The organism is Bradyrhizobium sp. TM102 (assembly GCF_009176685.1).
Lineage (GTDB): Bacteria > Pseudomonadota > Alphaproteobacteria > Rhizobiales > Xanthobacteraceae > Bradyrhizobium > Bradyrhizobium ottawaense.
The window spans coordinates 5,012,088-5,036,272 of the sequence record NZ_AP021855.1; the positions used below are offsets into that span (position 1 = coordinate 5,012,088).

22 protein-coding genes are annotated in these 24,185 nt (G+C 64.7%); 5 read left to right on the top strand and 17 right to left on the bottom strand.

Going from position 1 to position 24,185, the window contains the following annotated elements; genetic code table 11:
- Positions 1–6 precede the first annotated feature (6 nt).
- Positions 7–939 (top strand): lipid A biosynthesis lauroyl acyltransferase, encoded by a 933-nt coding sequence (locus tag GDN70_RS24110; RefSeq protein WP_152103120.1) that lies wholly within the window; start codon positions 7–9, stop codon positions 937–939.
- Positions 940–1,040: 101 nt separating this feature from the next.
- Here GDN70_RS24110 and GDN70_RS24115 read toward each other — a convergent pair whose 3' ends face one another.
- The 8 genes from GDN70_RS24115 to GDN70_RS24150 all read right to left on the bottom strand — a co-directional run bounded on the left by GDN70_RS24115 (position 1,041) and on the right by GDN70_RS24150 (position 10,815).
- Positions 1,041–2,165 carry a polyamine ABC transporter substrate-binding protein gene (locus tag GDN70_RS24115; protein WP_038946309.1) on the bottom strand — a complete coding sequence of 375 codons (1,125 nt, stop codon included), beginning with the start codon at positions 2,163–2,165 and terminating at the stop codon, positions 1,041–1,043.
- A gap of 2 nt (positions 2,166–2,167) precedes the next feature.
- Positions 2,168–3,349, bottom strand: a complete 1,182-nt coding sequence (locus GDN70_RS24120) for an aminotransferase (RefSeq protein WP_049824287.1) — start codon at positions 3,347–3,349, stop codon at positions 2,168–2,170.
- 7 nt (positions 3,350–3,356) lie between these two features.
- Positions 3,357–3,683: a rhodanese-like domain-containing protein gene (locus tag GDN70_RS24125; RefSeq protein ID WP_026202463.1), complete on the bottom strand. Its 327-nt coding sequence runs from the start codon at positions 3,681–3,683 to the stop codon at positions 3,357–3,359.
- 267 nt (positions 3,684–3,950) lie between these two features.
- Positions 3,951–5,879 carry a potassium transporter Kup gene (locus GDN70_RS24130; RefSeq protein ID WP_038970979.1) on the bottom strand — a complete coding sequence of 643 codons (1,929 nt, stop codon included), beginning with the start codon at positions 5,877–5,879 and terminating at the stop codon, positions 3,951–3,953.
- A 140-nt stretch (positions 5,880–6,019) separates the two neighbouring features.
- The gene (locus tag GDN70_RS24135) at positions 6,020–7,918 is read right to left on the bottom strand and encodes a potassium transporter Kup (protein WP_038946304.1); all 1,899 of its coding nucleotides are present in this window, start codon (positions 7,916–7,918) and stop codon (positions 6,020–6,022) included.
- Between the two features lie 230 nt (positions 7,919–8,148).
- Positions 8,149–8,979 (bottom strand): flagellar motor protein MotB, encoded by an 831-nt coding sequence (locus GDN70_RS24140; protein WP_028145261.1) that lies wholly within the window; start codon positions 8,977–8,979, stop codon positions 8,149–8,151.
- Positions 8,980–9,003: 24 nt separating this feature from the next.
- Positions 9,004–9,777 carry a motility protein A gene (locus GDN70_RS24145; protein WP_018320941.1) on the bottom strand — a complete coding sequence of 258 codons (774 nt, stop codon included), beginning with the start codon at positions 9,775–9,777 and terminating at the stop codon, positions 9,004–9,006.
- 213 nt (positions 9,778–9,990) lie between these two features.
- Positions 9,991–10,815, bottom strand: coding sequence for an SDR family NAD(P)-dependent oxidoreductase (locus tag GDN70_RS24150; protein ID WP_152103121.1), 825 nt, complete (start codon positions 10,813–10,815; stop codon positions 9,991–9,993).
- 101 nt (positions 10,816–10,916) lie between these two features.
- Here GDN70_RS24150 and GDN70_RS24155 point away from each other — a divergent pair, with 101 nt between their 5' ends.
- A complete protein-coding gene (locus GDN70_RS24155; protein WP_028145263.1) occupies positions 10,917–11,210 on the top strand; it encodes a hypothetical protein in 294 nt (97 codons plus the stop codon).
- A 16-nt stretch (positions 11,211–11,226) separates the two neighbouring features.
- Here the strand turns inward: GDN70_RS24155 and GDN70_RS24160 are convergent, their stop codons facing one another.
- From GDN70_RS24160 to GDN70_RS24175, 4 genes are all read right to left on the bottom strand, one after another.
- A complete protein-coding gene (locus GDN70_RS24160) occupies positions 11,227–11,946 on the bottom strand; it encodes an RraA family protein (protein ID WP_038946302.1) in 720 nt (239 codons plus the stop codon).
- Between the two features lie 122 nt (positions 11,947–12,068).
- A complete protein-coding gene (locus GDN70_RS24165) occupies positions 12,069–12,953 on the bottom strand; it encodes a phosphatidylcholine/phosphatidylserine synthase (protein WP_038946300.1) in 885 nt (294 codons plus the stop codon).
- An 87-nt stretch (positions 12,954–13,040) separates the two neighbouring features.
- Positions 13,041–13,739 carry a phosphatidylserine decarboxylase gene (locus GDN70_RS24170; RefSeq protein WP_152103122.1) on the bottom strand — a complete coding sequence of 233 codons (699 nt, stop codon included), beginning with the start codon at positions 13,737–13,739 and terminating at the stop codon, positions 13,041–13,043.
- A gap of 78 nt (positions 13,740–13,817) precedes the next feature.
- Positions 13,818–15,776, bottom strand: a complete 1,959-nt coding sequence (locus GDN70_RS24175; protein ID WP_038970981.1) for an ABC transporter ATP-binding protein/permease — start codon at positions 15,774–15,776, stop codon at positions 13,818–13,820.
- 201 nt (positions 15,777–15,977) lie between these two features.
- Between GDN70_RS24175 and GDN70_RS24180 the strand changes: the two genes are divergently transcribed.
- Positions 15,978–16,583 (top strand): TIGR00730 family Rossman fold protein, encoded by a 606-nt coding sequence (locus tag GDN70_RS24180; RefSeq protein WP_026202462.1) that lies wholly within the window; start codon positions 15,978–15,980, stop codon positions 16,581–16,583.
- 4 nt (positions 16,584–16,587) lie between these two features.
- On the opposite strand, the gene GDN70_RS24185 is transcribed toward GDN70_RS24180, so the two are convergent.
- The 4 genes from GDN70_RS24185 to cysS all read right to left on the bottom strand — a co-directional run bounded on the left by GDN70_RS24185 (position 16,588) and on the right by cysS (position 20,599).
- A complete protein-coding gene (locus GDN70_RS24185) occupies positions 16,588–16,965 on the bottom strand; it encodes a VOC family protein (protein WP_028145268.1) in 378 nt (125 codons plus the stop codon).
- Between the two features lie 49 nt (positions 16,966–17,014).
- Positions 17,015–18,613, bottom strand: coding sequence for a citramalate synthase (gene cimA / locus GDN70_RS24190; protein WP_038970982.1), 1,599 nt, complete (start codon positions 18,611–18,613; stop codon positions 17,015–17,017).
- Positions 18,610–19,101, bottom strand: a complete 492-nt coding sequence (locus GDN70_RS24195) for a GNAT family N-acetyltransferase (RefSeq protein ID WP_028145270.1) — start codon at positions 19,099–19,101, stop codon at positions 18,610–18,612. Before GDN70_RS24195 ends, cimA begins: the two co-directional genes overlap by 4 nt.
- A 115-nt stretch (positions 19,102–19,216) precedes the next feature.
- Entirely contained in the window at positions 19,217–20,599 is a 1,383-nt protein-coding gene (gene cysS, locus GDN70_RS24200) for a cysteine--tRNA ligase (RefSeq protein ID WP_038970983.1), read from the bottom strand.
- A gap of 288 nt (positions 20,600–20,887) precedes the next feature.
- Between cysS and GDN70_RS24205 the strand changes: the two genes are divergently transcribed.
- Together GDN70_RS24205 and GDN70_RS24210 are read left to right on the top strand one after the other, a co-directional pair.
- A complete protein-coding gene (locus GDN70_RS24205; protein ID WP_038946295.1) occupies positions 20,888–21,193 on the top strand; it encodes a hypothetical protein in 306 nt (101 codons plus the stop codon).
- Between the two features lie 182 nt (positions 21,194–21,375).
- Positions 21,376–22,554, top strand: a complete 1,179-nt coding sequence (locus tag GDN70_RS24210) for a DUF2865 domain-containing protein (RefSeq protein ID WP_152103123.1) — start codon at positions 21,376–21,378, stop codon at positions 22,552–22,554.
- 214 nt (positions 22,555–22,768) lie between these two features.
- Here GDN70_RS24210 and GDN70_RS24215 read toward each other — a convergent pair whose 3' ends face one another.
- Positions 22,769–23,674, bottom strand: coding sequence for a DUF2189 domain-containing protein (locus GDN70_RS24215; RefSeq protein ID WP_038970985.1), 906 nt, complete (start codon positions 23,672–23,674; stop codon positions 22,769–22,771).
- Positions 23,675–24,185: the final 511 nt, after the last annotated feature.

Consider the following 24,185-nt stretch of genomic DNA (forward strand, 5'->3'; position numbering starts at 1 on the left):
GGACGCATGGCGCTGCTTCCTGCGAGGACGAAGGCCCGCGCGCGGGAGGCTGCGAAATCGATCGGCGGCAGCCTGATCGGCGCCGCCACCGTCGGCATGCTGCGTACCACGCGCTATTTCGATCCGGTCAAGACCTCGGACTTTTTCGCGCGCATGGTGAAGCTGATCGGCCCACGCCTGCGCGAGCACCGCATCGGTCGCGCCAACCTCACCGCGGCGTTTCCGGAGAAGTCGCCCGAAGAGATCGAAGCCATCCTGATGGGCGTCTGGGAGAATCTCGGCCGCGTCGGCGCCGAATTCGCCCATATGGATCACGTCTGGGATTACGACCGCGACCATCCCGAAAACAGCCGGATCGAACTCCCGGCGCGCAGCATCGAGCTGTTCGACCAGATCCGCGACGACGGCAAGCCGGCGCTGATCTTTGCAGCTCACCTCGCCAATTGGGAATTGCCGGCGCTCGCCGCCGTCTCGCATGGCCTCGATGCCGCGATCCTCTACCGTCGGCCGAACATCGCATCTGCCGACCGCATCATCCAGGAGATGCGCCAGGTCAACATGGGCACGCTGATCCCGGCGGGCCGCGACGCTCCCTTAAGGCTCGCGCAGGCGCTCAAGGACGGCAAGCACGTCGCCATGCTGATCGACCAGTATCTGACCGGCGGCGTCGAGGTCACCTTCTTTGGCCGCAAGACCCGCGCCAACCCGATGCTGGCGCGCCTGCTCCGCCAGGTCGAATGCCCGATCCACGGCGTCCGCATCATCCGCCTGCCCGGCGGCCGCTTCACCGCCGAGATCACCGAGGAGGTCCAACCGGTGCGCGATGCCGACGGCAAGATCGACATCCAGGGCACCACGCAGGCGATCACCAGCGTCGTGGAAGGCTGGGTGCGCGAGCATCCCGAGCAGTGGTTGTGGCTGCACCGCAGGTGGCGGTAGTTGCCGTCACTGCGAGGAGCTAAGCGACGAGCAATCCAGAGTGCCCTCACCGAGAGATTCTGGATTGCTTCGCTCCGCTCGCAATGACGAGTGCGGCCCCTCTACCTTCCCGTCTTCACCTTGGTCCACAGCCGGTTGATGATGCGCTGGGTCGCCGGCTCGCGCGCGGTGATGACGAACAGCTTTGCGAGCGTCGCTTCGTCCGGATAGATGTTCTTGTCGTTCAAAATCTTCGGATCGACCAGCTTCTGGCTGGCGAGGTTGCCGCTCGCGTAGGACAGGAAGTCCGAGTTCTTGGCGGCGACGTCCGGACGGTAGAGATAGTTGATCAGCTCGTAGGCTTCCCTCACGTTCTTGGCGTCCGCGGGGATCGCGAGATTGTCGAAGAACATCTGCGCGCCCTCCTTCGGGATCGCGTAGCCGATCTCGATGCCACTGCTGTTGTCTTTCTTGGCCTCGGCCGCGCGAGCGCGGGCCTGCATGATGTCGCCGGACCAGCCGACCACGAAGCAGATCTCGCCGGTCGCGAGCGCGCTGAGATATTCGGAGGAGTGGAATTTGCGCACGGAGGGGCGGACTTTTGCGACGACATCGGCGGCCTTCTCGAGGTCAGCCTGCTTGGTCGAGTTCGGATCGAGCCCGAGATAATTCAGCGCCGCCGGAAAGATGTCGTCGGCGGAGTCGAGCATGTGGACGCCGCAATCTCTAAATTTGGCGAGGTTCTCCGGCTTGAAGACGATGTCCCAGCTGTCGATCTTCGCGTCGGGCCCCAGGATCTGCTTCACCTTGGCGACGTTGTAGCCGATGCCCGTCGTGCCCCACATATAGTTGGCGGCGTAATTGTTGCCGGGATCGTAGGTCGCAAGGTTCTTGGTCACCATCGGCCAGGCATTTTCCAGGTTGGGCAGCTTCGACTTGTCGAGCTTCTGGAAAATGTTGGCCTTGATCTGGCGCTGCAGGAAATAGGCCGTGGGCACCACGACGTCGTAGCCGGACTTGCCGGCCATCAGGCGCGTCTCCAGCGTCTCGTTGGCATCGAAGGTGTCGTAGACCACCTTGATGCCGGTCTCCTTGGTGAAGGCCTCGAGGACGTCTGGCGCCATATAGTTGGACCAGTTGTAGAAATTGACGACCCGCTCCTCGGCCCTGACAGGGGCGGAAAGCAAATTCAGCGCGGCGGCGATCGCGAGGCCAAGGCCAAACCCGCAGCGGCCGACATTCGTCATCTCTACCTCTTGCGACCGCGCACCGCGTCCGACAGCCGCTCCAGGGCGGTGTCGAGGGTCTCGTCCTTCTTGGCAAAGCAGAAGCGCACCACTGATGTCACGGGGTCCTGCTCGTAGAAGGCCGACACCGGGATCGCCGCGACCTTGTAGTCCTTCACGATTCGCCAGCAGAACTCGGTGTCGCTCTCGTTGAGCCCGAGCGGCGACAGGTCGACGGTGAGGAAGTAGGTTCCTTGCGACTTCAGCACGGGGAAGCCGAGGCTCTCCAGCCCCTTGGTCAGGCGGTCCCTGCTCCGCGTCAAATCCTTGCGCATCGACAGGAAGTAGTCGTCGGACTTGCCGAGGCCGTAGGCGACGGCGGCCTGCAGGTTCGGCGCCGTGGTGAAGGTCAGGAACTGGTGCACCTTGGCGGCGACGCGCAACAGCGGCGGCGCGGCGCAGACGAACCCGATCTTCCAGCCGGTCAGTGAGAAGATCTTGCCGGCCGAGCCGACCTTGATGGTGCGCTCGCGCATGCCCGGAATGGTGATCAGCGGGATGTGCTTGTGCTCGTCGAAGGTGACGTGCTCCCAGACCTCGTCGCAGATCGCGATGACGTCGAACTCCTGACAGTAGCGCGCCAAGAGCTCGAGATCCTCGCGCGGAAAAACCACCGCGCTGGGATTCAAGGGGTTGTTGAAGAGCACCGCCTTGGTCTTTGAATTGAAGACGCTTTTCAGCATGTCCTCATTCAGCCGCCAGTGCGGCGGCTCCAGCCGCACGAGGCGCGGGATGCCGCCGGCCTGGCGGATGATCGGCAAATAGGAATCATAGACCGGCTGGAAGCACACCACCTCGTCGCCGGGCTGCACCACCGCGAGGATCGCCGAGGTCAGTGCCTCGGTGCCGCCGGAGGTGACCATCACCTCGCTCATCGGATCGAGCTTGAGCCCGTGCCAATGGCCGTAATGGGTCGCGATCGCCTGGCGCAGCTCCGGCAGGCCCATCATCGAGGGATACTGGTTGTAGCCGTTCAGCGAGGCCTCGGCCGCGGCGCGGCGGATGTCCTCCGGCCCCGGATCGTCGGGAAAGCCCTGGCCGAGATTGATGGCGGCATTGTCGCGCGCGGCCTGCGACATCGCCTCGAAGATGGTGACGGGAAGGTCGGCGAAGACCTTGTTCAGCGAAGAGCTCTTGGACGTCATCGCGGGGCTAGCCACCGACCTTGCTGGGAAGCCCCGCCGCCTTCCAGCCCAGCATGCCGCCGGCCAGATGCTTGTCGTAAGGCAGGCCCGCCGCCTGAGCCGCGAGCGAGGCCGTCACCGAGCGTTTGCCCGAGCGGCAGGCAAACACGACGTCCTTGCCCTGGGGATCGGGGATCGCCTTGGGATCGAAGGTCGAGAGCGGCACCACGACGCCGTAGGGATAGGCCTCGGCTTCGACCTCGTTCGGCTCGCGCACGTCGACGAGGAGATAGCGGCCCTCCGCGACACCCTTGGAGACCTCGTCCGGGGTCAGATCCTGCACCTGGTTTGCCACATCATCCTCCAACGTCGCGCGTGCCAGCCGGACCTATCCCGGCCGGCGGCAACCTCGCCTCTCGGCTCACGAAAATCAAGCGCTACAAAGGCTTGAGCCGCGCGGCGCAAGTTAAAGCTAAATCGCAGCGACTTGAAGTGGGGCGTTCAGGACGCCCGAATCTGCTGCTGCACCTCTCACCACTCGTTCGGCGTCATTCCCCCCGAAGGCGGGAAATCCAGCACGCCGCGGCTCCTCGGTCCTAGCCGGGCGATGACAGCGGTGGAACTAGATCGTCACCTGCGTTCCGACCTCGACCACGCGGCCAGAGGGGATCTGGAAATAGTCAGTGGCGTCGTTGGCCGAGCGGCTGAGCGAGATGAACAGCCGGTCCTGCCAGCGCGGCATGCCGGAATGGACGGCGGGCTTGAGCGCTCTGCGCGACAGGAAGAACGAGGTCGACATGATGTCGAACTGCCAGCCGAGCTTGCGGGCGATCGCCAGGGCTTTCGGCACGTTGGGCGATTCCATGAAGCCGAACTTCAGCGTCACCTTGGAGAAGGTCGGTGAGATCTGCTCCAGTTTCACGCGCTCGGCCGGATCGATCCGTGGGGTCTGCGCCGTCTCGATGGTGAGAATGACATTCTTCTCGTGGAGCACTTTGTAGTGCTTCAGACTATGCATCAGCGCGGTCGGCGCGCTGAGCGGGTCGGAGGTCAGGAACACCGCGGTGCCGGGCACCCGCTGCGGCGGCCGCTTCTCCAGCATCGCCACGAGATCGGCGAGCGGGAACTCGAGTTTGCGCGACTTCTCGAACAAGAGGCGGCTGCCGCGCCGCCACGTGTACATCAGGATGATCATGAGCGCGCCGAGCGCCAGCGGCACCCAGCCGCCTTCGAACACCTTGAGCAGGTTGGCGGCCAGGAACGTGAGGTCGAGAAACAGGAACGGCGCAATCAGCGCCCCGGCCGCGAGCGGCGACCAGCGCCAGACCTTCCAGATCACGACGAAGCCCATCATCGCCGTGACCACCATGGTCCCGGTGACCGAGATGCCGTAGGCCGAGGCGAGCGCGCTGGACGAGCGAAACAGGAGCACCAGCAGCACCACCGCGACCAGCAGCAGCTGGTTGATGCGCGGGATGAAGATCTGGCCGGAATGGGCTTCCGACGTATGGCGAATTTCGAAGCGCGGCAACAGGCCGAGCTGGATCGCCTGGCGCGTCAAGGAATAGGCGCCTGTGATGACCGCCTGGCTGGCGATGACAGTCGCCATGGTGGCGAGCACGACCATGCAGCCGCGGAACAAGCCCTGCGGGAAGAGCTGGAAGAACGGGCTGACGATGGCGCCGGGATCGCCGAGCACGAGGGCGCCCTGCCCGAGATAGTTCAGCGCGAGCGACGGCAGCACGATGAACAGCCACGCGGTCTGGATCGGTCGCTTGCCGAAATGGCCGAGATCGGCATAGAGCGCCTCAGCCCCGGTGACCGCGAGGAACACCGCGCCCAGCGTGACGAAGCCGATGATGCCGTGGTGGAACATGAAAGAGACCGCATAGAGCGGGTTCAGCGCATACAGCACTTGCGGCTGTTGGATGATCGGATGGATCGCCGCCGCGGCAAGGACCGCAAACCAGACGCACATGATCGGGCCGAAGAAGGCGGCGACGCGGGCGGTTCCGCGCGACTGCACGGCGAACAGGCAGACCAGGATGACCACGGTTAGCGGCACGATATAGGGCTCGAACCGCAGCGTGACGTCCTTCATGCCTTCGATCGCGGACAGCACCGACAGCGCAGGCGTGATCACGGCATCGCCATAGAACAGCGCGCCGGAAATGATGCCAAGTAGGACGACGGTCGCCCCGCCGGTGCCGACCGCGCGCTGGGCCAGCGCCATCAGCGCCAGCGTGCCGCCCTCGCCGTTGTTGTCGGCCCGGAGCAGGATCACGACGTATTTGAGCGTCACCACGACAATCAGTGCCCACAGGATCAGCGAGACCACGCCGAGCACCGCCGTCGGCGTCGGCAGCCCGTCCGCGCCCGATGCCGCCATCACCGCCTCGCGGAACGCGTAGAGCGGGCTGGTGCCGATATCGCCGTAGACGACGCCGATGCTGCCGAGGGTCAGCGCGCCGAAACGGGCGGTGGTATGGGCCTCGCCATGCCCATTGGCCGCCGCCGTTTCCGGGGCGGAAATCACTATGTCGCTTGTCATGGGAGAGCCCAGTGGCCTCTAAAATGCTTCACTGCACAATGGCGGAAGAGCGCGCGGCTTATAGTCCTGCGCTACCGGCATAGCCTAGCCCGATTCCGGGGCTTAGACATGCGAATTTGCATGACTAAGGCAGTTGCGTTCTAGATGGTGACTTGGGTTCCGACTTCAACCACCCGTCCCGTGGGGATCTGGAAGTAATCCGTGGCGTCGTTGGCGGACCGGCTGAGCGCAATGAACAAATGGTCCTGCCACAGCGGCATACCCGACTGCGCTGACGCCTTCAGCGACCTCCGGGACACGAAGAACGACGTCGACATGATGTCGAACTGCCAGCCCTGCTTGCGCGCGATCGCAAGTGCCTTGGGCACGTTCGGCTGCTCCATGTAGCCGAAGCGCAGCCGGACCTTCGAGAACTTCTCGCTGATCTTCTCCATCCGGAATCGCTCGGACAGATCGACCCGCGGCGTATGCGCGGTCTCGATGGTCAAGATCACGTTGTGCTCGTGCAGCACCTTGTTGTGCTTGAGATTGTGCAGCAGCGCGGTCGGCACAAAGGAGGGATCGCTGGTCAGGAACACCGCGGTGCCCTTGACGATGTGCGGGGGCCGCTTCTCCAGGCTGCGGATCAGATCGTCCAGCGGCACCTCGATCCGGCGCGTCTTCTGGATCAGGATCCCGGAGCCCTTCCGCCAGGTCCAGATCGTTCCCGCCATGGCCACGCCGAACAGCAGCGGCACCCAGGCGCCCTCAAGCAGCTTCAAGAGATTGGCGCTGAAGAAGCTCAGATCGACGATGACGAAGGGCATGATCACGGCCGCAGCCGTGGCAGCGCGCCAGTTCCACAATTTCCAGATCACGATGAAGCCCATGATGCCGTCGGCGACCATGGTGGTGGAGACCGCGATGCCGTAAGCCGACGCCAGATTGCTGGGGGTGTGGAACAAGAGCACCAGCAGCATCACGCCGATCAGCAGCAGCCGATTCACCCGCGGCAGGTAGATCTGGCCGGCGTGAGTCTCGGAGGTATAGCGGACCTCGAAGCGCGGCAAGAGGCCGAGCTGCACCGCCTGATAGACCAGCGAATAGGCGCCGGTGATCACCGCCTGGCTCGCGATCACGGTCGCGGCGGTCGCAAGCCCGACCAGCGGCAGCACCAGGCTCTCGGGCACCATGCGATAGAACGAGTGCTCGATCGCGCTGGGATCAGACAGCACCAGCGCGCCCTGCCCGAAATAGTTGATCAAGAGCGCGGGCAGCACAAAGAACATCCAGGCCGACTGGATTGGCTTGCGCCCGAAATGGCCGAGATCCGCATAGAGCGCCTCGCCCCCGGTCACCGCCAGGAACACGGCGCCGAGGGTGACGAGGCCAATCGTGCCGTGCGACAGCACGAACTGCACGGCGTAATAGGGATTGATCGCCGCCAGCACCGAGGGATCGTCGGCGATGTGGACCGCTCCCATCACGGCGATGACGGCGAACCAGATCACCATCACCGGCCCGAAGGCCGAGGCCACCAACGCCGTCCCCTTGCTCTGGACCGCGAACAGCAGCACCAGGATGAGGACGGTGAGCGGCACCACGTAATGCTCGAGCGCGGGGGTTGCGAGCTTCAGGCCTTCGACCGCCGATAGCACCGAGATCGCCGGCGTGATCATGGAATCGCCGATGAACATGGAAGCGCCGACCACGCCGAGGGCGAGCAGGAACCAGCTCCGCCGCCCGAGCGCGCGCTGGCCGAGCGCCATCAGCGAGAGCGTGCCGCCCTCCCCGTTGTTGTCGGCGCGCAGCAGCAGCAGCACGTATTTGGCGGTGACGACGATCAGCAGCGCCCACAGGATCAGCGAGAGCACGCCGAGAACCATGACGCGCGAGACCGGCTCGCCATGGGCGGCGCCCCTGACCGCCTCGTGGAATGCGTAGAGCGGCGAGGTGCCGATATCGCCGAACACGACGCCGATGCTCCCGAGCGTAAGGGACCAAAAGCCCGAGGTGACCGGCCCGTCCTGGGTCTCGGTCTGTGTGATGCTCGCCGTCATGAAGATGGAAAACGCTTCTTCCCTGGAATTGATCCGGCGCCTTTTGACGCTTCCGGTGCGCCTGTCAATCGGCGCATCACCATAGCAGGCGCAGAGCCGGATGCTGTGACGCTGCAGCCACGCTCATTGCCAGCGCGACGACATGCCTCAGGTAGAATGGTAGCGCAAGGGGGCCTATTTTCCGGGCAGGATCTCGTCGGAAAAAGGTGCTCACCGTGCCCGGGTGATGCTCACGGCTTCAGATTCGGCGGCAGCGGCGGATCTTCGCGCATCAGGGTGATGGTCACCCGCCGGTTGGCCGCGAGCGAGGGATCGTCCGGAAACAACGGCTGGGTATCTGCCTTGCCGGAGACGGCGAAGATGTGCGACGGCGGCAGGCCCTCGCGTTCGAGGATCTGGCGAACGGCATTGGCGCGGTCGGCCGACAGATCGAAGGCGCCGTAGTCGCTGCGGGTCGGCACGAAGCCGGCCGCTGTGTGGCCGGCGATGGAGACGCGGAGCGGCGTGGCCTTGAGCGGGATCGCGAGCTTCTCGACCAGGCGGCGGGTGCGGTCATAGGGCACCTTGGAGCCGTCGGCGAACATCGAGCGGCCGTCCTGGTCGACGATCTCCAGATTGAGACCCTGCTTGGTCTCCTCGAACATGATGTGCTTGGACATCTCGGTCAGCTCCGGCATGTCCTGCAACGCCTGGCGCAGCGAGGCTGCGGCGAGCGCGAAATTGCGGTCGACCTTGATCTTCGCGCCCGACGTCTTGTCGCGATCTTCCTGGTCCGGGGTCGGCGTGTTGGAGGCATCCTCGGGCTGGATATGGTCGACGTTCTTTAGCCGCGGGCGGGTCGGCAAACCGTCGGACTCGACGATGCCGGCATAGCGCGCCTCGCTCTGCACGCCGAAGGCGTCGCGCATCGATCCCGCGACGATCTTCAGCTTGTTGGCGTCCTGCGTCGAGAACGCCACGAGCATCACGAAGAAGCTCATCATCAGGCCCATGAGGTCGGCGAAGGTCACGAACCAGCCGTGACCGCCTCCATGGGCATCGCCGCGTTTCTTCTTGGCCATGTCTCAAAATCCCGGCGGGCGGGCTTACGCCGGCACCGGCTCGCCCTCGGCGTGGCGATGCTTCTCCGGCAGGTAGGCCAGCAGCATTTCGCGCACCAGGGTCGGGCTCTTGGAGTCGCGGATCATCAGGATGCCGTCGATGATCAGCGTGCGGTTGGTCTCCTCGTCCAGCAGCTTGCCGTGCAGCTTGTCGGCGATCGGCAGACAGAACAGGTTCGCGACCAGCGCGCCGTAGAGCGTGGCGAGCAGCGCGGTCGCCATGAACGGGCCGAGCTTGGAAGGGTCGGTCATGTTGGCGAACATCTGCACCATGCCGATCAGGGTGCCGATCATGCCGAAGGCCGGAGCGCAGTCGCCGATGGCGCGATAAATCTTGCTGCCCTCGTCGAGGTGCATGAGGAAGTTGTCGCGGTCGCGCTCGAGATTGTCGCGGATGAAGTCGAGGTCATAGCCGTCGGCGACGTAGCGGATGCCCTTGGCGAGGAAGGGCTCGTCGGTCTCGACCTTTTCCAGACCCACCGGGCCCTGCTTGCGGGCGATCTCGGCGATGCGGGCGAGTTCGTCGACGAGGTCGTGCGCCGACAGGCGGCTCATGGTGAAGGCGAACTTGGCGCCGAGCGGAAGGCCGTGCAGGAGTGCCGAGAGCGGAAAGCGGATCATGGTGGCGGAGATCGAGCCGCCGAAGATGATGATCATGGCATGTTCAGAGATGAACATGTGAAGGTCGCCGCCCATGAAGATCATCATCGTGATCACGATGATGCCCGCAATGAGCCCGACGCTCGTCATGATATCCATGGGATACTCCAACGCGTACGCAACAACGGCCGTCCTGGCCGCTGGCGCGGCCCAACCCCGAACCGCATCGGAAACCCTAGAGTGCCGCCCTTAAAGCCGCGTAAAGGTTAAGTTGAGCCGGCGCGCCAGACCGGGGCAACGCATCGGGATGAGGCCGGCTTTGCCGACTGCCGACACGAATTTCAACGCTTTGCTAACCATGATTGCGGCGCGCTAGCGTGCCAGGCCCGTCAGCTTCAGGCTCAGTTCGCGCAGGCGCTTGCGGGCAGCTGCATCGTAGGCCTGCGGATTGGCACGCGCCTCGTTCATGCCGTTGAAGAACAGCCCGCTCTTGCCTGCGACATCGTCGCCCTCGACGAGGCGCAGGATCGCCGCCCCACCCTGCTCCACCGTCGAGATCGGCGTGACGCCGCCGGCGCGCACCATCGTGGTGTTCATATAGGTCGCCGGATGCAGCGCGTTCACGGTGATGCCCGCGCCCTTCAGTTCGTCCGCGAGATCGATGGTGAACATGATCTGGGAGAGCTTGCTCTGTGCATAGGCACGCGAACCGCTGTAGCCTTTCGTGATCATGACGTCGTCGAAGTCGATCGGGTGCTGGCCGAGGGAAGCGACGTTGACGATCCGCGACGGCGCCGCCGCCTTGAGCAGCGGCAACAACAGATGGGCCAGCAGGAAACCGGAGAGGTGGTTCACGGCAAAGCGCAGCTCGTGACCGTCGGCGCTGACTTGTCGCTGCGGCCCATCGTTTTGCGAACCGATGCCGGCATTGCTGACGAGGACGTCGAGACGTTGATGATCGCGGATGACCGCTTCGGCGAGCGCACGCGTACCCGACATCGACGACAGATCGGCCTGGTAGAAGGTCGGCGCGGCATTGCCGGCTTTCGCGATCTCGTCGCTCAACACCTTCGCGCGCGTGGCGTCGCGGCCATGGATCAGGACCCTTGCACCGTCTTCCGCCAGCCGTCGCGCGACGTAGCGGCCGACGCCGTCGGTCGAGCCGGTTACCAGGATCGTCTTGCCATTCATCTTCATCGTGCGTCCTCCGGCTGCGGCCCTGCGCCACGGGGGCGGAACGAGGGATGACTGCTATTCTAGGGCCCTGCGGCATGCTCCATCGCGGGAGCCGTTTTGCAATGTTGACGCTGTTCAGCCTTCTCACCGCGCTGCCTGCGGTGTTGGCGCTCCACCTGCTCGAGCCGGAACTCGTTCTGCCGGCCTTCAGCCTCGTGCTCTTTGCCGAGGCCGCCTTCGCGGTGATCGCAGCGCGCTTGATTCACCTTCCGGACAATGCGGAGGACATCACGCTGTGGGACCTTGCAGGCGGCTTCACCCTGATCGGGTGCGCCGCCGCGATGTTCGGCGAGCCGGATCAGGCCGCCCTGTTTCTGACGGAACAGGGTGACCCGCGACCGGTGTCGCGGCCTTAGGCCGCCTCATCACCCCTCAGTGGATCTCCGCCGAGCGCTTCAGCGCGGCCTTCAGCTTCTCGAGCGAAAAGTCGGGGCTGCGGGCGATCTCCAGAATCGGCGTCTCGCGGCGGCCGCAGAGCTCGGCGGCCTCCGGCAGCTTTGCCGCGATGTCGAGCGGGATCACGATGGCGCCATGCTGGTCGGCGTGGATCAGATCGTCAGACTTCACGGTCATGCCTGCAACGCGAACCTCGCCGCCAAAGCTCTCCGCATGCACCCAGGCATGCGACGGACCGATCGAGCCGGCCAGCGCCTGGAAGCCCGGCGCCCATTGCGGGATGTCGCGGATCGAGCCGTCGGTGATGACGCCGAGGCAGCCGAGCGCCTTGTGCACGTTGCTCTGCACCTCACCCCAGAACGCGCCGTAGCCGAGGTCGGGACCATCGATGTCCTGGATCACCGAGATGCGCGGACCATGGCCGGTGCCGACATATTCGTAATACTCGATGCGGCGCCTGGACTGCTCTTCGGCCGGAAGCGAGGATTTCAGCACCGAGCGGATCGCAACCGTTCGGGCATAGCCGACGATCGGCGGCAGGTCGGGAAACGGGCAGACCAGTTGCTTGGTGGTGTAGCCGATCAGCCGGCGCTCGGGCGCCACAATCTCCATGGCATTGCAGATCGTCGGCGTGTCGTAGCGGCCCAGCGCTTCGAGGACGGAAGCGGGCAGCGGCCCGGTCGCTTTATCAGTCACGGCGTTCTCTCCCAGATTGGCGGTCGCTGTTGGCGCGATGCCGCCGGCACAGGGCGATATAGCCGAGATCAGGTCTCAGCCCAACTCGGGGAGCCTCATGGCAGATATCCGCGTGTGGCCGCTCAGTGCAGCCGTCCGGGCCGGTCGTCGTCGTCGTTGGGCGGCTCCGACAAATTCGCCAGCGTCGGCGCCGACGGCGGTGAGGTGACCTCGCCTCCCGACGGCGCGGAGGCTTCCATCGCGCGGGCCTGGTCGCGATAGGATTTGTAGCCGAGCGGCAGGCAGAGCAGGTACAGGACGGTGCCGGACGAGAGTACGTGCCAGGGATAGGCGATCAGCAGCGCGATGAAGACGATCACCGCGACGAACGCCGGCAGCACCAGCTCCGGCGGCACGCGCATGCGCTTGGTCTTGCCGGAGAACACCGGCAGGCGCGACACCATCAGGAAGGCGATCAGCAGCGTATAGGCCGCCGTCATCGCGGCGGGCCAGCGGCCGAGATCGAGGAACGCAACATAGATCGGCAGCAGCACGGTGATCGCGCCGGCCGGCGCCGGCACGCCCGTGAAGAAATTGGCAGCGAAGGCCGGCTTGTTCGGGTCGTCCATGGTGGCATTGAAGCGCGCCAGGCGCAGGCCGCCGGAGATCGCGAACACCATGGCGGCGATCCAGCCGGCATTGCCGAGCTCGTGCAGCTGCCAGAAATACAGCATCAGGCCCGGCGCGACGCCGAAATTGACGAAATCGGCGAGGCTGTCGAGCTCGGCGCCGAACTTGGACTGCCCCTTGATCATGCGCGCGATGCGGCCGTCGATGCCGTCGAGGGCGGCCGCGAACACGATGGCGTAGACGGCGAGCGACATCCGCCCTTCGATCGACAGGCGGATCGAGGTCAGACCGGCGCAGATCGCCAGCAGCGTGATGACGTTGGGCACCAGCATCCGCACCGGAATCGGGCGGAACCGCCGGCGGCGTACGTCAGGGTCTTTGAAGTCATAGGGCGTCATCGCGGGTCCTCACCTCAAGGCGAGATATAGCAAGCCGCGTCTCGCTCCGCCATTGCGGCGGAAGGCCCCCACAGACCGACTTATTGGTTAATTGGCGCGGAAGGCGCGACTGGGGTCGTCTCCGGAAAGATCGGCCAGAATCGTCTCGCCGGCGATCGCGGTCTGCCCTTCCGAGACCAGCGCCTTGATCCCCACAGGCAGATAGACATCGAGCCGGGAGCCGAAGCGGATCAGGCCGAAGCGCTCGCCGGCGCCGATCGCCTGGCCCTCCCTGACGAAGCAGACGATGCGCTTGGCGACGAGCCCTGCGATCTGCACCACGCCGATCCGCGCCGTCGCCGTCGAGATGACCAGCGAGTTGCGCTCATTGTCCTCGCTGGCCTTGTCGAGCTCGGCATTGATGAAAAGGCCGGGCCGGTAGGCGATGCGGTCCACCCTGCCCGCCACGGGAGCGCGGTTCACGTGGCAGTTGAACACGCTCATGAACACCGAGATGCGCGGCAGCGGCCGGTCGCCGAGCCCGAGCTCGGCCGGCGGCAGCGCCATGGTGATCATCGAGACGCGGCCGTCAGCCGGCGACACCACAAGCCCCTCGCGCACCGGCGTCACACGGACGGGGTCGCGGAAGAACAGCGCGCACCACACGGTCAGGATCGTGCCGATCCACCCCAAAGGCGACCACAGCCAGAACAGGACGAGGCTTGCCAGCGCAAAGCCGCCGATGAAGGGATAGCCCTCCTTGTGGATCGGCGGGATCTGACGCTGGATCGAATCGAGAATGGACATCGGTATCTGCCGCTCGGGGTTAATGGCACGGGTCGTCGCGCGGGCCTGTTTAGGCCAGAGTTGGGACCGGAGACAAGGTCACTCCGCTGCCGCAGGCGCCGTCAGGGCGTCATCGACCGGCGGCGGCTCCCGGTTGGGGGCCTCGCTGGTATCGGCCATCTTGGCCAGTTTCTCGCGTGCCGCCTCGGCCTCACGCTGCCTGTTCCACATGCTGGCATAGAGACCGCCATGCGCGAGCAGCTGGCCATGGGTCCCCCGCTCGGCAATGCGGCCCTGGTCCAGCACGATGATCTCGTCGGCCCCGACGATGGTCGAAAGCCGGTGCGCGATCACCAGCGAGGTGCGGTTCTTCGCCACGCGGTCGAGCGCGCCCTGGATCTCGTGCTCGGTATGGGTATCCAGCGCCGAGGTCGCCTCGTCCAGCACCAGGATCGGCGGCGCTTTCAGGACGGTGCGCGCGATCGCGACGCGCTGCTTCTCGCCGCCGGACAGTTTGAGCCCGCGCTCGCCGACCTGGGTCTCGTAGCCCTTGGGCGCCATGCGGATGAAATGGTCGATCTGCGCCAGCTGCGCGGCCTCTTCGACTTCAGCGTCATCGGCGTCCCAGCGGCCGTAGCGGATGTTGTAGCGGATGGTGTCGTTGAACAGCACGGTGTCCTGCGGCACCATGCCAATGGACGCGCGCAGCGAATCCTGCGTCACCGCGCGGATGTCCTGGCCGTCGATCAGGATCCTGCCGCCGGAGACGTCATAGAGGCGGAACAGAAGGCGCGAGATGGTCGACTTGCCTGCGCCCGACGGGCCGACGATGGCAACGGTCTTGCCGGCCGGCACCTCGAAGCTGATGCCCTTGAGGATCGGGCGGGTCGGCTCATAGGCGAAGCGCACGTCCTCGAAGCGCACGGTGCCGGCGGAGACGACCAGCGGCATTGCATCGGGCGCGTCCTTGATCTCGGCCTCGCGGCCGATCACGCCGAACATCTTCTCGATGTCGATGATCGCCTGCTTGATCTCGCGATAGACCATGCCCATGAAGTTCAGCGGCTGGTAGAGCTGGATCATCATGGCGTTGACCAGCACGAAGTCGCCGACCGTGTTGGTGCCGTTGCGCACGCCGATCGCGCACATCAGCATGGTCGCGGTCAGCCCCAGCGTGAAGATCACGGCCTGGCCGGTGTTGAGCACCGCGAGCGAGGTGTAGGTGTGGACGCTCGCCTCCTCGTAGCGCGCGACCGACTTGTCGTAGCGCTGCGCCTCGCGGGCCTCGGCGCTGAAATACTTCACGGTCTCGTAGTTGAGCAGCGAGTCGATCGCCTTGGTGTTCGCCTCCGTGTCGGAATCGTTCATCCTGCGGCGGATGCCGATGCGCCACTCGGTCGCGATGTAGGTGTAGTACATGTAGAGCGTGACCGTGATCAGGGTGGCGACCACGTAACGCCAGTCGAACTGCCAGAGCAGCACGGCCATCAGCAGCGAGACCTCGACGATGGTCGGGATCAGCTGCAGGATCACCATGCGCACGATGACCTCAATGCCCTCGCGCCCGCGCTCGAGCACGCGCGTCAGGCCGCCGGTCTTGCGCTCGAGGTGGAAACGCAATGACAGCTCGTGCATGTGGACGAAGGTGATGGTGGCGAGCTTGCGCACCGCATGCATGGCCACGCGCGCGAAGATGCCGTCGCGCCATTGCGTCAACAGCGCCATCAAAATGCGCATCGCACCGTAGCTCACGGTCAGCAACAGCGGCGAGGCGATCACCCAGAGGTGCCAATTGTCCGCCTGCACCGGCGCCGTGTTGGCGCCCGTCAGCGCGTCCGTCGCCCATTTGAAGCTAAACGGCACCGTCAGCGTAATCAGCTTGGCAGCGAGCAGCAGCACAAGCGACCACACCACGCGCATCTTCAGGTCGAAGCGGTCGCCCGGCCAGATATAGGGCCACAGATGCGCCAGCGTTCCCATCAGCGTCGCCCGCTCCGGTGGTCCGCCGGGAGGAGGATCGGGAACGTCGGCGCCGTCGAACGATTGAGGTTGGTCCATCAAAAAGCCTGAAAGCCCGCCGGATGCGGGCGTCGCTGCGATTTACGATTTTCGCACGTCATATAGAGCCTTCCCGATGCCAGCGCACCCCGCCAGATGGCGATTCTTTGATTGTTTGCCGTCGTTTACCAGTAGATTTCCGGGAGTATCGAATCACCGATTGGGCTTGACGCCTCTTCGCTGCAATGCATCATGGCACCAATGAGCACGATCAAAACTGTCTGTGTCTATTGCGGCTCAGGCCCCGGAACCAATCCCCGCTTCACCGAAGGCGCCAAGGCGTTCGGCAAGGCGCTCGCCGAGAACAACGTCCGGCTCGTCTATGGCGGCGGCTCGCTCGGCCTGATGGGCTCGGTCGCGACCTCCGTGCTCGATCACGGCGGCACCGTCACCGGCATCATCCCGGAATTCCTGCGGATGCGCGAGAACGCGCTGACACGCGTGCAGGAGATGATCGTCACCCCCGACATGCACGAGCGCAAGCGCTTGATGTTCGAGCGCTCCGACGCCTTCGTGGCGCTGCCCGGCGGCGTCGGCACGCTGGAAGAGCTGGTCGAGCAATTGACCTGGAAACAGCTCGGCCGCCACGCCAAGCCGGTGCTGCTCGCCAACATCGACAATTTCTGGGAGCCGCTGTTCTCGCTGCTGTCGCACATGCGGCAGACCGAGTTCATCCGCGCCGGCCTTTCGGTCGACATCCTCAAGGCCGATCGAGTCGAGGACATCTTGCCCAAGCTGAAGGCGGCCGCAGCCCAGATCGACGAGGCCGAGAAGAAGCTCGCCCCGGAAGTCGCGCGCAAGCTCTGACGTCCTACTCGCTCGGAAACGTCACCGCCTCGATCCGGTTACCATCGGGGTCGGTGACGAAGGCCGCGTAGTAGCGCACGCGATCATGCGGACGGATGCCGGGCGCACCGTCCGAAGCGCCGCCGGCGGACAGCGCTGCGGCGTGAAACGCATCGACCTCGCTTGTCGTCTTCGCCCGCAGGCAGATATGAACGCCGCTTTCGGGCGGCACGCGCGGCATGGCCTCGCGTAGATTGATCCAGAATTCCGGATAGGCCTTGCCGAAACCGACCGTGCGCGGCCGCGTGACGAGGCGCGAAAGGCCGAGGGCGGCGAGCGTTGCCTCGTAGAATTTCGCGGCGCGATCGAGATCGCTGACGCCGACGGAGATGTGGTCGATCATGCCGTACTCCCTCCCCTCGCAATGACGGCGTTTGTGGCCACGCCGTCGCTTACGCCGGCGCGCCCGACTTCACGAGCTTGTAGATCACCGAATCCATCAGCGCCTGGAACGAGGCGTCGATGATGTTGGGGGAGACGCCGACCGTGGTCCAGCTGTCGCCGTTCTCGTCCTCGCTCTCGATCAGGACGCGCGTGACCGCGCCGGTGCCGCCGTTGAGGATACGCACGCGGTAGTCGATCAGCTTCAGCCCCTCGATGTATTTCTGGTACTTGCCGAGGTCCTTGCGCATGGCGACGTCGAGCGCGTTGACGGGACCGTTGCCTTCGGCAGCCGAGATCAGATGCTCGCCGGCGACGTCGACCTTCACCACGGCCAAAGCGACGGTGACGCGTTCGCCATGCGAATTGTAGCGCTGCTCGACATTGACGTCGAACTGCTCGACCTCGAAATAATGCGGCACCTTGCCGAGCGTGCGGCGCGCCAACAGCTCGAACGAGGCGTTGGCGGATTCATAGGCGTAGCCGGCCGCCTCGCGCTCCTTCAATTCCTCGACGAGGCGTGTCAGCTTCGGATCGCTCTTCTCGTAGGGAATGCCGGCGCGGTCGAGCTCGGCGATGACGTTGGAACGTCCGGCCTGGTCCGAGACCAGGACCTTACGGTGGTTGCCGACCGTCTCCGGCAGCACGTGCTCGTAGGTCTGCGGGTCCTTCAGCACCGCGGACGCATGGATGCCGGTCTTGGTGACGAAGGCGCTCTCGCCGACATAGGCCGCATGCCGGTTCGGCACCCGGTTGAGCATGTCGTCGAGCGTGCGCGAGACCTTGACAAGCGTCGCCAGCTTCTCGGCCGTGACGCCGATCTCGAGGGCGTCCGAAAACTCCGGCTTCAGCTTCAGCGTGGGGATCAGTGAGCAGAGATTGGCGTTGCCGCAGCGCTCGCCAAGGCCGTTCAGCGTGCCCTGGATCTGCCGCGCGCCTGCCCGCACCGCGGCGAGAGAATTGGCCACCGCCTGCTCGGTGTCGTTATGGGCGTGGATGCCGACGTGGTCGCCAGGGATGTGTTTCGTCACTTCAGTGACGATGGCCTCGACCTCGTGCGGCATGGTGCCGCCATTGGTGTCGCACAGCACCACCCAGCGCGCGCCGGCCTCGAAGGCGGCCTTGGCGCAGGCGAGCGCGAAGCTCGCATCTTCCTTGTAGCCGTCGAAGAAATGCTCGCAGTCGAGCATGACCTCGCGACCGGCGGCCTTCGCGGCCGCGACGCTGTCGCGGATCGAGGCGAGGTTTTCTTCCTTCGTCGTCTCCAGCGCGACGCGCACCTGATAGGCGGATGCCTTCGCCACGAAGCAGATCGCGTCGGCCTTCGCTTCCAAAAGCCCGGCCACGCCGGGATCGTTCGAGACCGAGCGTCCGGCCCGTCGCGTCATGCCGAACGCGGTGAAGCGCGCATGGGCGAGCTTGGGCTTGCTGCCGAAGAACTCTGTGTCGAGCGGATTGGCGCCGGGATAGCCGCCTTCGACATAGTCGATGCCGAGGTCATCGAGCATCGCGGCGATGACCTGCTTGTCGGTCAGCGTGAAATCGACGCCGTTGGTCTGCGCGCCGTCGCGCAGCGTGGTGTCGAACAGATAAAGGCGCTCCTTGCTCATTGCGGCGCTCCGAGCGTCTTCTTCATGGTGGTGTTGGCGAGCCACTCGTCGTTAATCGTGATGCTGTTACGCTGCATGGCGACGTAGCCGCGCTTGGCGAAAAAACCCTGCGCGGTGTCGCTGGCATCGACCGAGAGGTTTTGCGCGCCGCGGCCGCCTGCAAGCTTTTCCAAAGCGTCGACCAGCAGGGTTGCGATGCCCTGCCCGCTGACGGCCGGATGCACGTAGAGCATGCGGATGTGGTCGGTACCGCGCAGCGAGGCAAAGCCAACCGGCGAACCATCGAGCGTCGCGATCAGCGTCAGGTCGGACGCGAGGTGCTTGCCGAACTCTTCGCTGTCCGCCGCCTCCATCCAGGCCTGTTGCTGCGCCTCACTATAGTCGTCGCCAGTCAGCTCCTCGATGCTGGCGGCGAAGATCGCAGCAAGAATTGGCACGTCCGCCGGCAGGAACGGCCGCAAGCCGGGCTTTGGCAAAGTCTGTCCCATCGTCCTCACCACATCCCATAAAGCTTAAGCACCAGCGCCACGGCACCAGCGAGCAGCGCGATCTTCAGCGCGATGTAATAGAGCCAGTGACGCGGGAAAGGCGTGTCGGGCCGTTTCATCGCGAAAACTCCCAGGTGGTGCCGGCCTTGGAGTCCTTGATCGCGACGCCCATTGCAGCAAGCAGATCGCGAATGCGGTCGGATTCCTTGAAGTCCTTGCGGCTACGGGCCGCCGTCCGCTCTGCGAGCAGGCGCTCGACCTCCTTGGCGTCGACGCCACTCGCCTGCTGCTTGCGGCCTTCCCACTGCGCGGCGCTCTCGGACAAGAAGCCGAGCAGGCGCAACGAGCCCGCCAGGGCACCCACGTCACCTCCACGCAGGCTGTGCAGCGCCGCGATCGCCAGCGGGGTGTTGAGATCGTCGAGCAGCGGCTCGACCACGGACGCAGCCGGCTCGCCGGGTGCGACGTCGGCCGCGACGCGATACCAGTCGTCGAGCGTCTTGGCGCTCTCCTCCAGCGACTTCATGGTCCAGTCGATCGGCGAGCGGTAGTGCGTCTTGAGCATGTTCAGGCGCAGCACCTCGCCAGGCCAATCCGCGAGCAGCTCATGGATGGTGATGAAGTTGCCGAGGCTCTTCGACATCTTCTCGCTTTCGACCTGCAGGAAGCCGTTGTGCATCCAATAGTTCGCCATGCGCTGCTGGTGGAAGGCGCAGCAGGTCTGCGCGACCTCGTTCTCGTGATGCGGAAACACGAGATCGATACCGCCGCCATGGATGTCGAAATGCTCGCCGAGATGCTTCCAGGCCATGGCCGAGCACTCGATGTGCCAGCCCGGACGCCCCTCGGCCTTGATACCGGCCGGTGACGGCCACGACGGCTCGCCCGGCTTGGACGGCTTCCACAGCACGAAATCGGTGGCATCGCGCTTGTAAGGCGCGACATCGACGCGGGCGCCGGCGATCATCTCGTCGAGCGATCGCTTCGACAGCGCACCGTAGCGGGGCAGCGAGGAATTGGCCGCGTTCATCGCCTGCGGCGAGAACAGCACATGGTCCTCGGCGGCATAGGCAAAGCCGCCCTTGATCAGCCGCTCGATGATCTCGCGCATCTCGGCGATATGCTCGGTCGCGCGCGGCTCGACGCTCGGCCGAAGCGCGCCGAGCGCGTCGACGTCGGCGTGAAACTGCCTGCCGGTCTGCTCGGTGACCTTGCGAATGGCCTCGTTCAGTGGCAGGCCCGGGAAATCGCGCGCGGCGCGGTCGTTGATCTTGTCGTCGACGTCGGTGATGTTGCGGACATATTTGACGTACGCCTCGCCATAGAGGTGGCGCAGCAGCCGAAACAGCAGGTCGAACACGATCACCGGCCGCGCATTGCCGATATGGGCGAAGTCATAGACGGTCGGCCCGCAGACATACATGCGGACGTTCTCCGCATCGAGCGGCGCGAAGATGCGTTTTTCCTTCGTCAGCGTATCGTAAAGGCGCAATTCCATATGGATACCCGTCGGCTGTTGGCCGGGCGTCCAGGGCTCTCAATGTTTTGAGAAAAGACGGCTCCAGCCAGCGAATCGCTAGCTCGTAATCTCGCGGCAAATGGCGCAAATGGCGAGGAGACCGTTCATGCGGCCACATATGGGCTATGAGGCGGCCCCGCGTCAAGGGAGCCGCGAAAATGCCGTTTTACGTCCGCAAAGCGCGCCGCCGCCGGGATCGTTCATGATCCTTAACTATTTGAGTCCATTCTGGAACCAGATTGTTCCTTTTTGCCTCCCGGTATTTTCATGCGATCCTTGCCCGCGCTCATTTTCAGCGCCGCGATCCTCGCGACATCCGGCGCCTGCGCCGAGACCCGCGTCTTCATCATCGCCAACCAGGCTGACGGCTACGGCGTCGATCAGTGCCTGGCCAAGGGCGAGAAATGCGGCGCCTCCGTCGCCCGCACCTACTGCCAGTCACGAGATTTTGCCCAGGCATCAAGCTATCGCCGGGTCGACCCCGACGAAATTACCGGCTCTGTCCCCAAATCCGGCGCAAACTGCTCCCATGGCCATTGCGACGAATATGTCGCAATCACTTGCCAGCGCTGAATTCGCTCGGAGCTGGCGCAGCTTAGGCCCGGTCCATTGGCCCCCAAAACGACGTGACGATGCCGCAGGAAGCGGCTATGGGGAGGGCGCGCTTCGGGGCCCAAATTGCTTCGGCGTCCAAGTCGCTTCGGCGTCCAAGTCACTTCAGCGTCCAAGTCACATTGGGCCATGACCTCGCTAGAATGGCGGATATGCCTGAATTCCTGTCCCTCTCCCGTGCTCGCTTGCTTCTTGCCTGTACCGTGCTCTTGGGCACCGCCCTGCTCGTCACCGGCGCTCTCGCGCAGGCCGGTCCGCCCGGACCGCCGCCTCAGCCCGGTCAGAACGGACTCGGGCCCAATCCGATGTGCGTGCGTTTGGAAGGCCAGCTCGCGGCGCTGGACCGCGGCGGCGGTGGTGACCCCGCGCGCGAAGACCAGATCCGCCGTTACCAGGATTCCCAGGCCAAGCAGCAGGCCGAGCTCGACCGGGTCACCATGCAGGCCAAGCGCATGGGCTGCGATTCCTCCGGCTTCTTCTCGCTGTTCAACGGCCAGTCGGCCCAATGCGGACCGGTCAACACCCAGATCCAGCAGATGCGCGCCAATCTGGACCAGATCACCGGCAATCTCGAGCGCCTGCGCGGCGGCGGCGGCTTCAGCCCGGAGCGCGACAGTCAGCGCCGCTCGGTGCTGGTTGCGCTGGCGCAGAACAATTGCGGCCCGCAATATGCCAACGCCGTGCAGTCACAAGGCGGCGGCAACTTCCTCAGCAATCTGTTCGGCGGCAACAACGCGCCGCAAGGTGTGCCGCCGTCCGATCTCGGCCCGCCATCCGGCACCTACCGCACCGTGTGCGTGCGCACCTGCGACGGCGCCTATTTCCCGGTCTCGTTTGCAACGGTGCCGGCGCGCTTCCCCGACGACGAGAAGACCTGCAAGGCGCTCTGCCCGGCCGCGGAAGCCGTGCTCTACACCCATCGCAATCCCGGCGAAGACATGAACTCCGCGGTCTCGGTCAGCGGCCAACCCTACACGGCGCTGCCGACCGCCTTCAAATTCCGCAACGAGTTCAACCCGTCCTGCTCCTGCAAGGCCGCAGGACAGACCTGGGCGGACGCGCTGAAATCGGCCGACGACAAGGCGGCAGCCGAGCAGCAGGGCGATATCATCGTCACCGAGGAGAGCGCCAAGAAGATGCAGCAGCAGCGGCTCAACAAGGGCACGCCTGCGAACGCCAAGAAGGGCGCAGCCCCCGCGCCGACGACGGCGAATGCACCGGCCGCGACGCCGCCGGCAGATACCGGCACGGCAGCATCGAGTTCGGAGAACAAGCCGATCCGCTCGGTCGGGCCGACCTTCCTGCCGCAGCAGCAGAAGTAAATCACCTTTTGCCCAACTGTCATGCCCCGCGACCCGGCTACGCCAAGGCTTCGCCGGGGTTTGAGGTCTTGGCGCGCCGAAGCTTCAGCGTAGGCGGCAAGCGGGGCATCCAGTACTCCGTGTCGACACTTGGCTCGCACCGGCAGCGCCGCGGCGTACTGGATCATCCGCTTTCGCGAATGATGACAACAATCAATGGGCGCAATCGCCCGTCTCACTCACGCTCGCGGCTCCACGGGAAGAGATTGGCCGGAAAGTCCGCTGCGTAGCGCCTTCCCTTCGTGGGCGGCGGCGGCGCGTCCGGTGGATTCGGATTCGGCTCGACCACCCGCCGATAGAGGTGCCAGGTGGCATGGCCAAGCACCGGCAGAACGACAGCGAGACCGACGAAGAGCGGTACAGAGCCGATCACGAGTAGCACCGCGACGATGAGGCCCCATCCGGCCATCGCAACCGGGTTCGCCGCTACTGCTCGGAGCGAGGTACGGATCGCGTCGATCGCAGTCGCATGCCGGTCGAGCATCAACGGAAACGACACGACGCTGACACACAAAGCCACAACCGCAAACAGGAAGCCGACACCGCAACCGACGATGATGAGCGACCAGCCTTCCGGTGTCGTCAGCACGCGCGTTGCGAAGTCGGGAATGCTTGCGGCCGCCGCATGACCGAAGATTGAGACATAGATTGCGTTCGCGACACCGATCCAGGCCCCGAACAGGACCAGCAGGAGCACGCCGAGTTCTACCATGGCCCCGAACGACGGTGCGCGCAGCACCTTGACCGCATCCCATGCAGCGACCTCCTCGCCGCGCTCACGACGCCGGCTGAGTTCGTAGAGACCGATCGCGGCAAACGGGCCAATCAAGGCAAAGCCGGCGGCCAGTGGAAATAGCAGCGGCAGCACCGAATAGCCGAGAACCATCCTGAACAGGACGAGACCGAGAACGGGATAAATCACGCACACGACGATCGCGTGACTCGGCATCGCCTGGAAATCTTCCCAACCCAGGCGCAGGGCCTCGGTCAGATCGGACAGGCTGATCTTGCGAATGGGATAGGAGGCCGCTTCGCCGAATACGTGCCGCCTGATGATGTCGTGGGAGTACAGAGTGGCCATGAACGGACCCTCCCGTGCTGAAAATCGCGGTTTCGATAACACGCGCTTTCCAGCCACGCGTGTCCGCCTGATGAGCAGGAAACGCGATGGGTCGAGTACGGCAACTCAGGTTCAGCGAACGAGCCTGGCCGGACGGAACCCGTCGCGACCTGCCTCGCAAAGTTTAGCGCTTGCGGCGCAAAGCTGCACTCACGGTTGAGTGAATTGTGCACCAGCACGGATTTGTGCGTTGCATCACCCAGACCCAACATGCGCGCCAGATGCTTCGTCGGCTTGCCAGCACGGCGATCACCCCACGTCGGGCACCTACCATTGCGCTATTGACGCCGGGTTAGGCTGGTATCATTTTAGAAGCAGACGCCCTTAGAGTTGATGGTCGCGAACATTCTCTTGATTTCGCGGCCGGTGGAATGGGCGAGGCAAGAGGCCGGCGATGGCATAAGTGCCAACCGAGAAAGGCCAGCCATCGCGACAGACATGAGCTCCGCCCTGGATTCGTATCCGTAGCCTT

Excerpts from the sequence above, each read along its gene's own strand:
- cimA (WP_038970982.1), bottom strand. The coding sequence starts at position 18,613 with ATGAGCAAGGAGCGCCTTTATCTGTTCGACACCACGCTGCGCGACGGC.
- GDN70_RS24115 (WP_038946309.1), bottom strand. The coding sequence starts at position 2,165 with ATGACGAATGTCGGCCGCTGCGGGTTTGGCCTTGGCCTCGCGATCGCC.
- GDN70_RS24185 (WP_028145268.1), bottom strand. The coding sequence starts at position 16,965 with ATGATCGACCACATCTCCGTCGGCGTCAGCGATCTCGATCGCGCCGCG.
- cysS (WP_038970983.1), bottom strand. The coding sequence starts at position 20,599 with ATGGAATTGCGCCTTTACGATACGCTGACGAAGGAAAAACGCATCTTC.
- GDN70_RS24110 (WP_152103120.1), top strand. The coding sequence starts at position 7 with ATGGCGCTGCTTCCTGCGAGGACGAAGGCCCGCGCGCGGGAGGCTGCG.
- GDN70_RS24210 (WP_152103123.1), top strand. The coding sequence starts at position 21,376 with ATGGCGGATATGCCTGAATTCCTGTCCCTCTCCCGTGCTCGCTTGCTT.
- GDN70_RS24135 (WP_038946304.1), bottom strand. The coding sequence starts at position 7,918 with ATGACGGCGAGCATCACACAGACCGAGACCCAGGACGGGCCGGTCACC.
- GDN70_RS24175 (WP_038970981.1), bottom strand. The coding sequence starts at position 15,776 with ATGGACCAACCTCAATCGTTCGACGGCGCCGACGTTCCCGATCCTCCT.
- GDN70_RS24155 (WP_028145263.1), top strand. The coding sequence starts at position 10,917 with ATGTTGACGCTGTTCAGCCTTCTCACCGCGCTGCCTGCGGTGTTGGCG.
- GDN70_RS24170 (WP_152103122.1), bottom strand. The coding sequence starts at position 13,739 with ATGTCCATTCTCGATTCGATCCAGCGTCAGATCCCGCCGATCCACAAG.
- GDN70_RS24145 (WP_018320941.1), bottom strand. The coding sequence starts at position 9,777 with ATGGATATCATGACGAGCGTCGGGCTCATTGCGGGCATCATCGTGATC.
- GDN70_RS24120 (WP_049824287.1), bottom strand. The coding sequence starts at position 3,349 with ATGACGTCCAAGAGCTCTTCGCTGAACAAGGTCTTCGCCGACCTTCCC.
- GDN70_RS24180 (WP_026202462.1), top strand. The coding sequence starts at position 15,978 with ATGAGCACGATCAAAACTGTCTGTGTCTATTGCGGCTCAGGCCCCGGA.
- GDN70_RS24205 (WP_038946295.1), top strand. The coding sequence starts at position 20,888 with ATGCGATCCTTGCCCGCGCTCATTTTCAGCGCCGCGATCCTCGCGACA.
- GDN70_RS24165 (WP_038946300.1), bottom strand. The coding sequence starts at position 12,953 with ATGACGCCCTATGACTTCAAAGACCCTGACGTACGCCGCCGGCGGTTC.
- GDN70_RS24140 (WP_028145261.1), bottom strand. The coding sequence starts at position 8,979 with ATGGCCAAGAAGAAACGCGGCGATGCCCATGGAGGCGGTCACGGCTGG.
- GDN70_RS24150 (WP_152103121.1), bottom strand. The coding sequence starts at position 10,815 with ATGAAGATGAATGGCAAGACGATCCTGGTAACCGGCTCGACCGACGGC.
- GDN70_RS24195 (WP_028145270.1), bottom strand. The coding sequence starts at position 19,101 with ATGGGACAGACTTTGCCAAAGCCCGGCTTGCGGCCGTTCCTGCCGGCG.
- GDN70_RS24215 (WP_038970985.1), bottom strand. The coding sequence starts at position 23,674 with ATGGCCACTCTGTACTCCCACGACATCATCAGGCGGCACGTATTCGGC.
- GDN70_RS24130 (WP_038970979.1), bottom strand. The coding sequence starts at position 5,879 with ATGACAAGCGACATAGTGATTTCCGCCCCGGAAACGGCGGCGGCCAAT.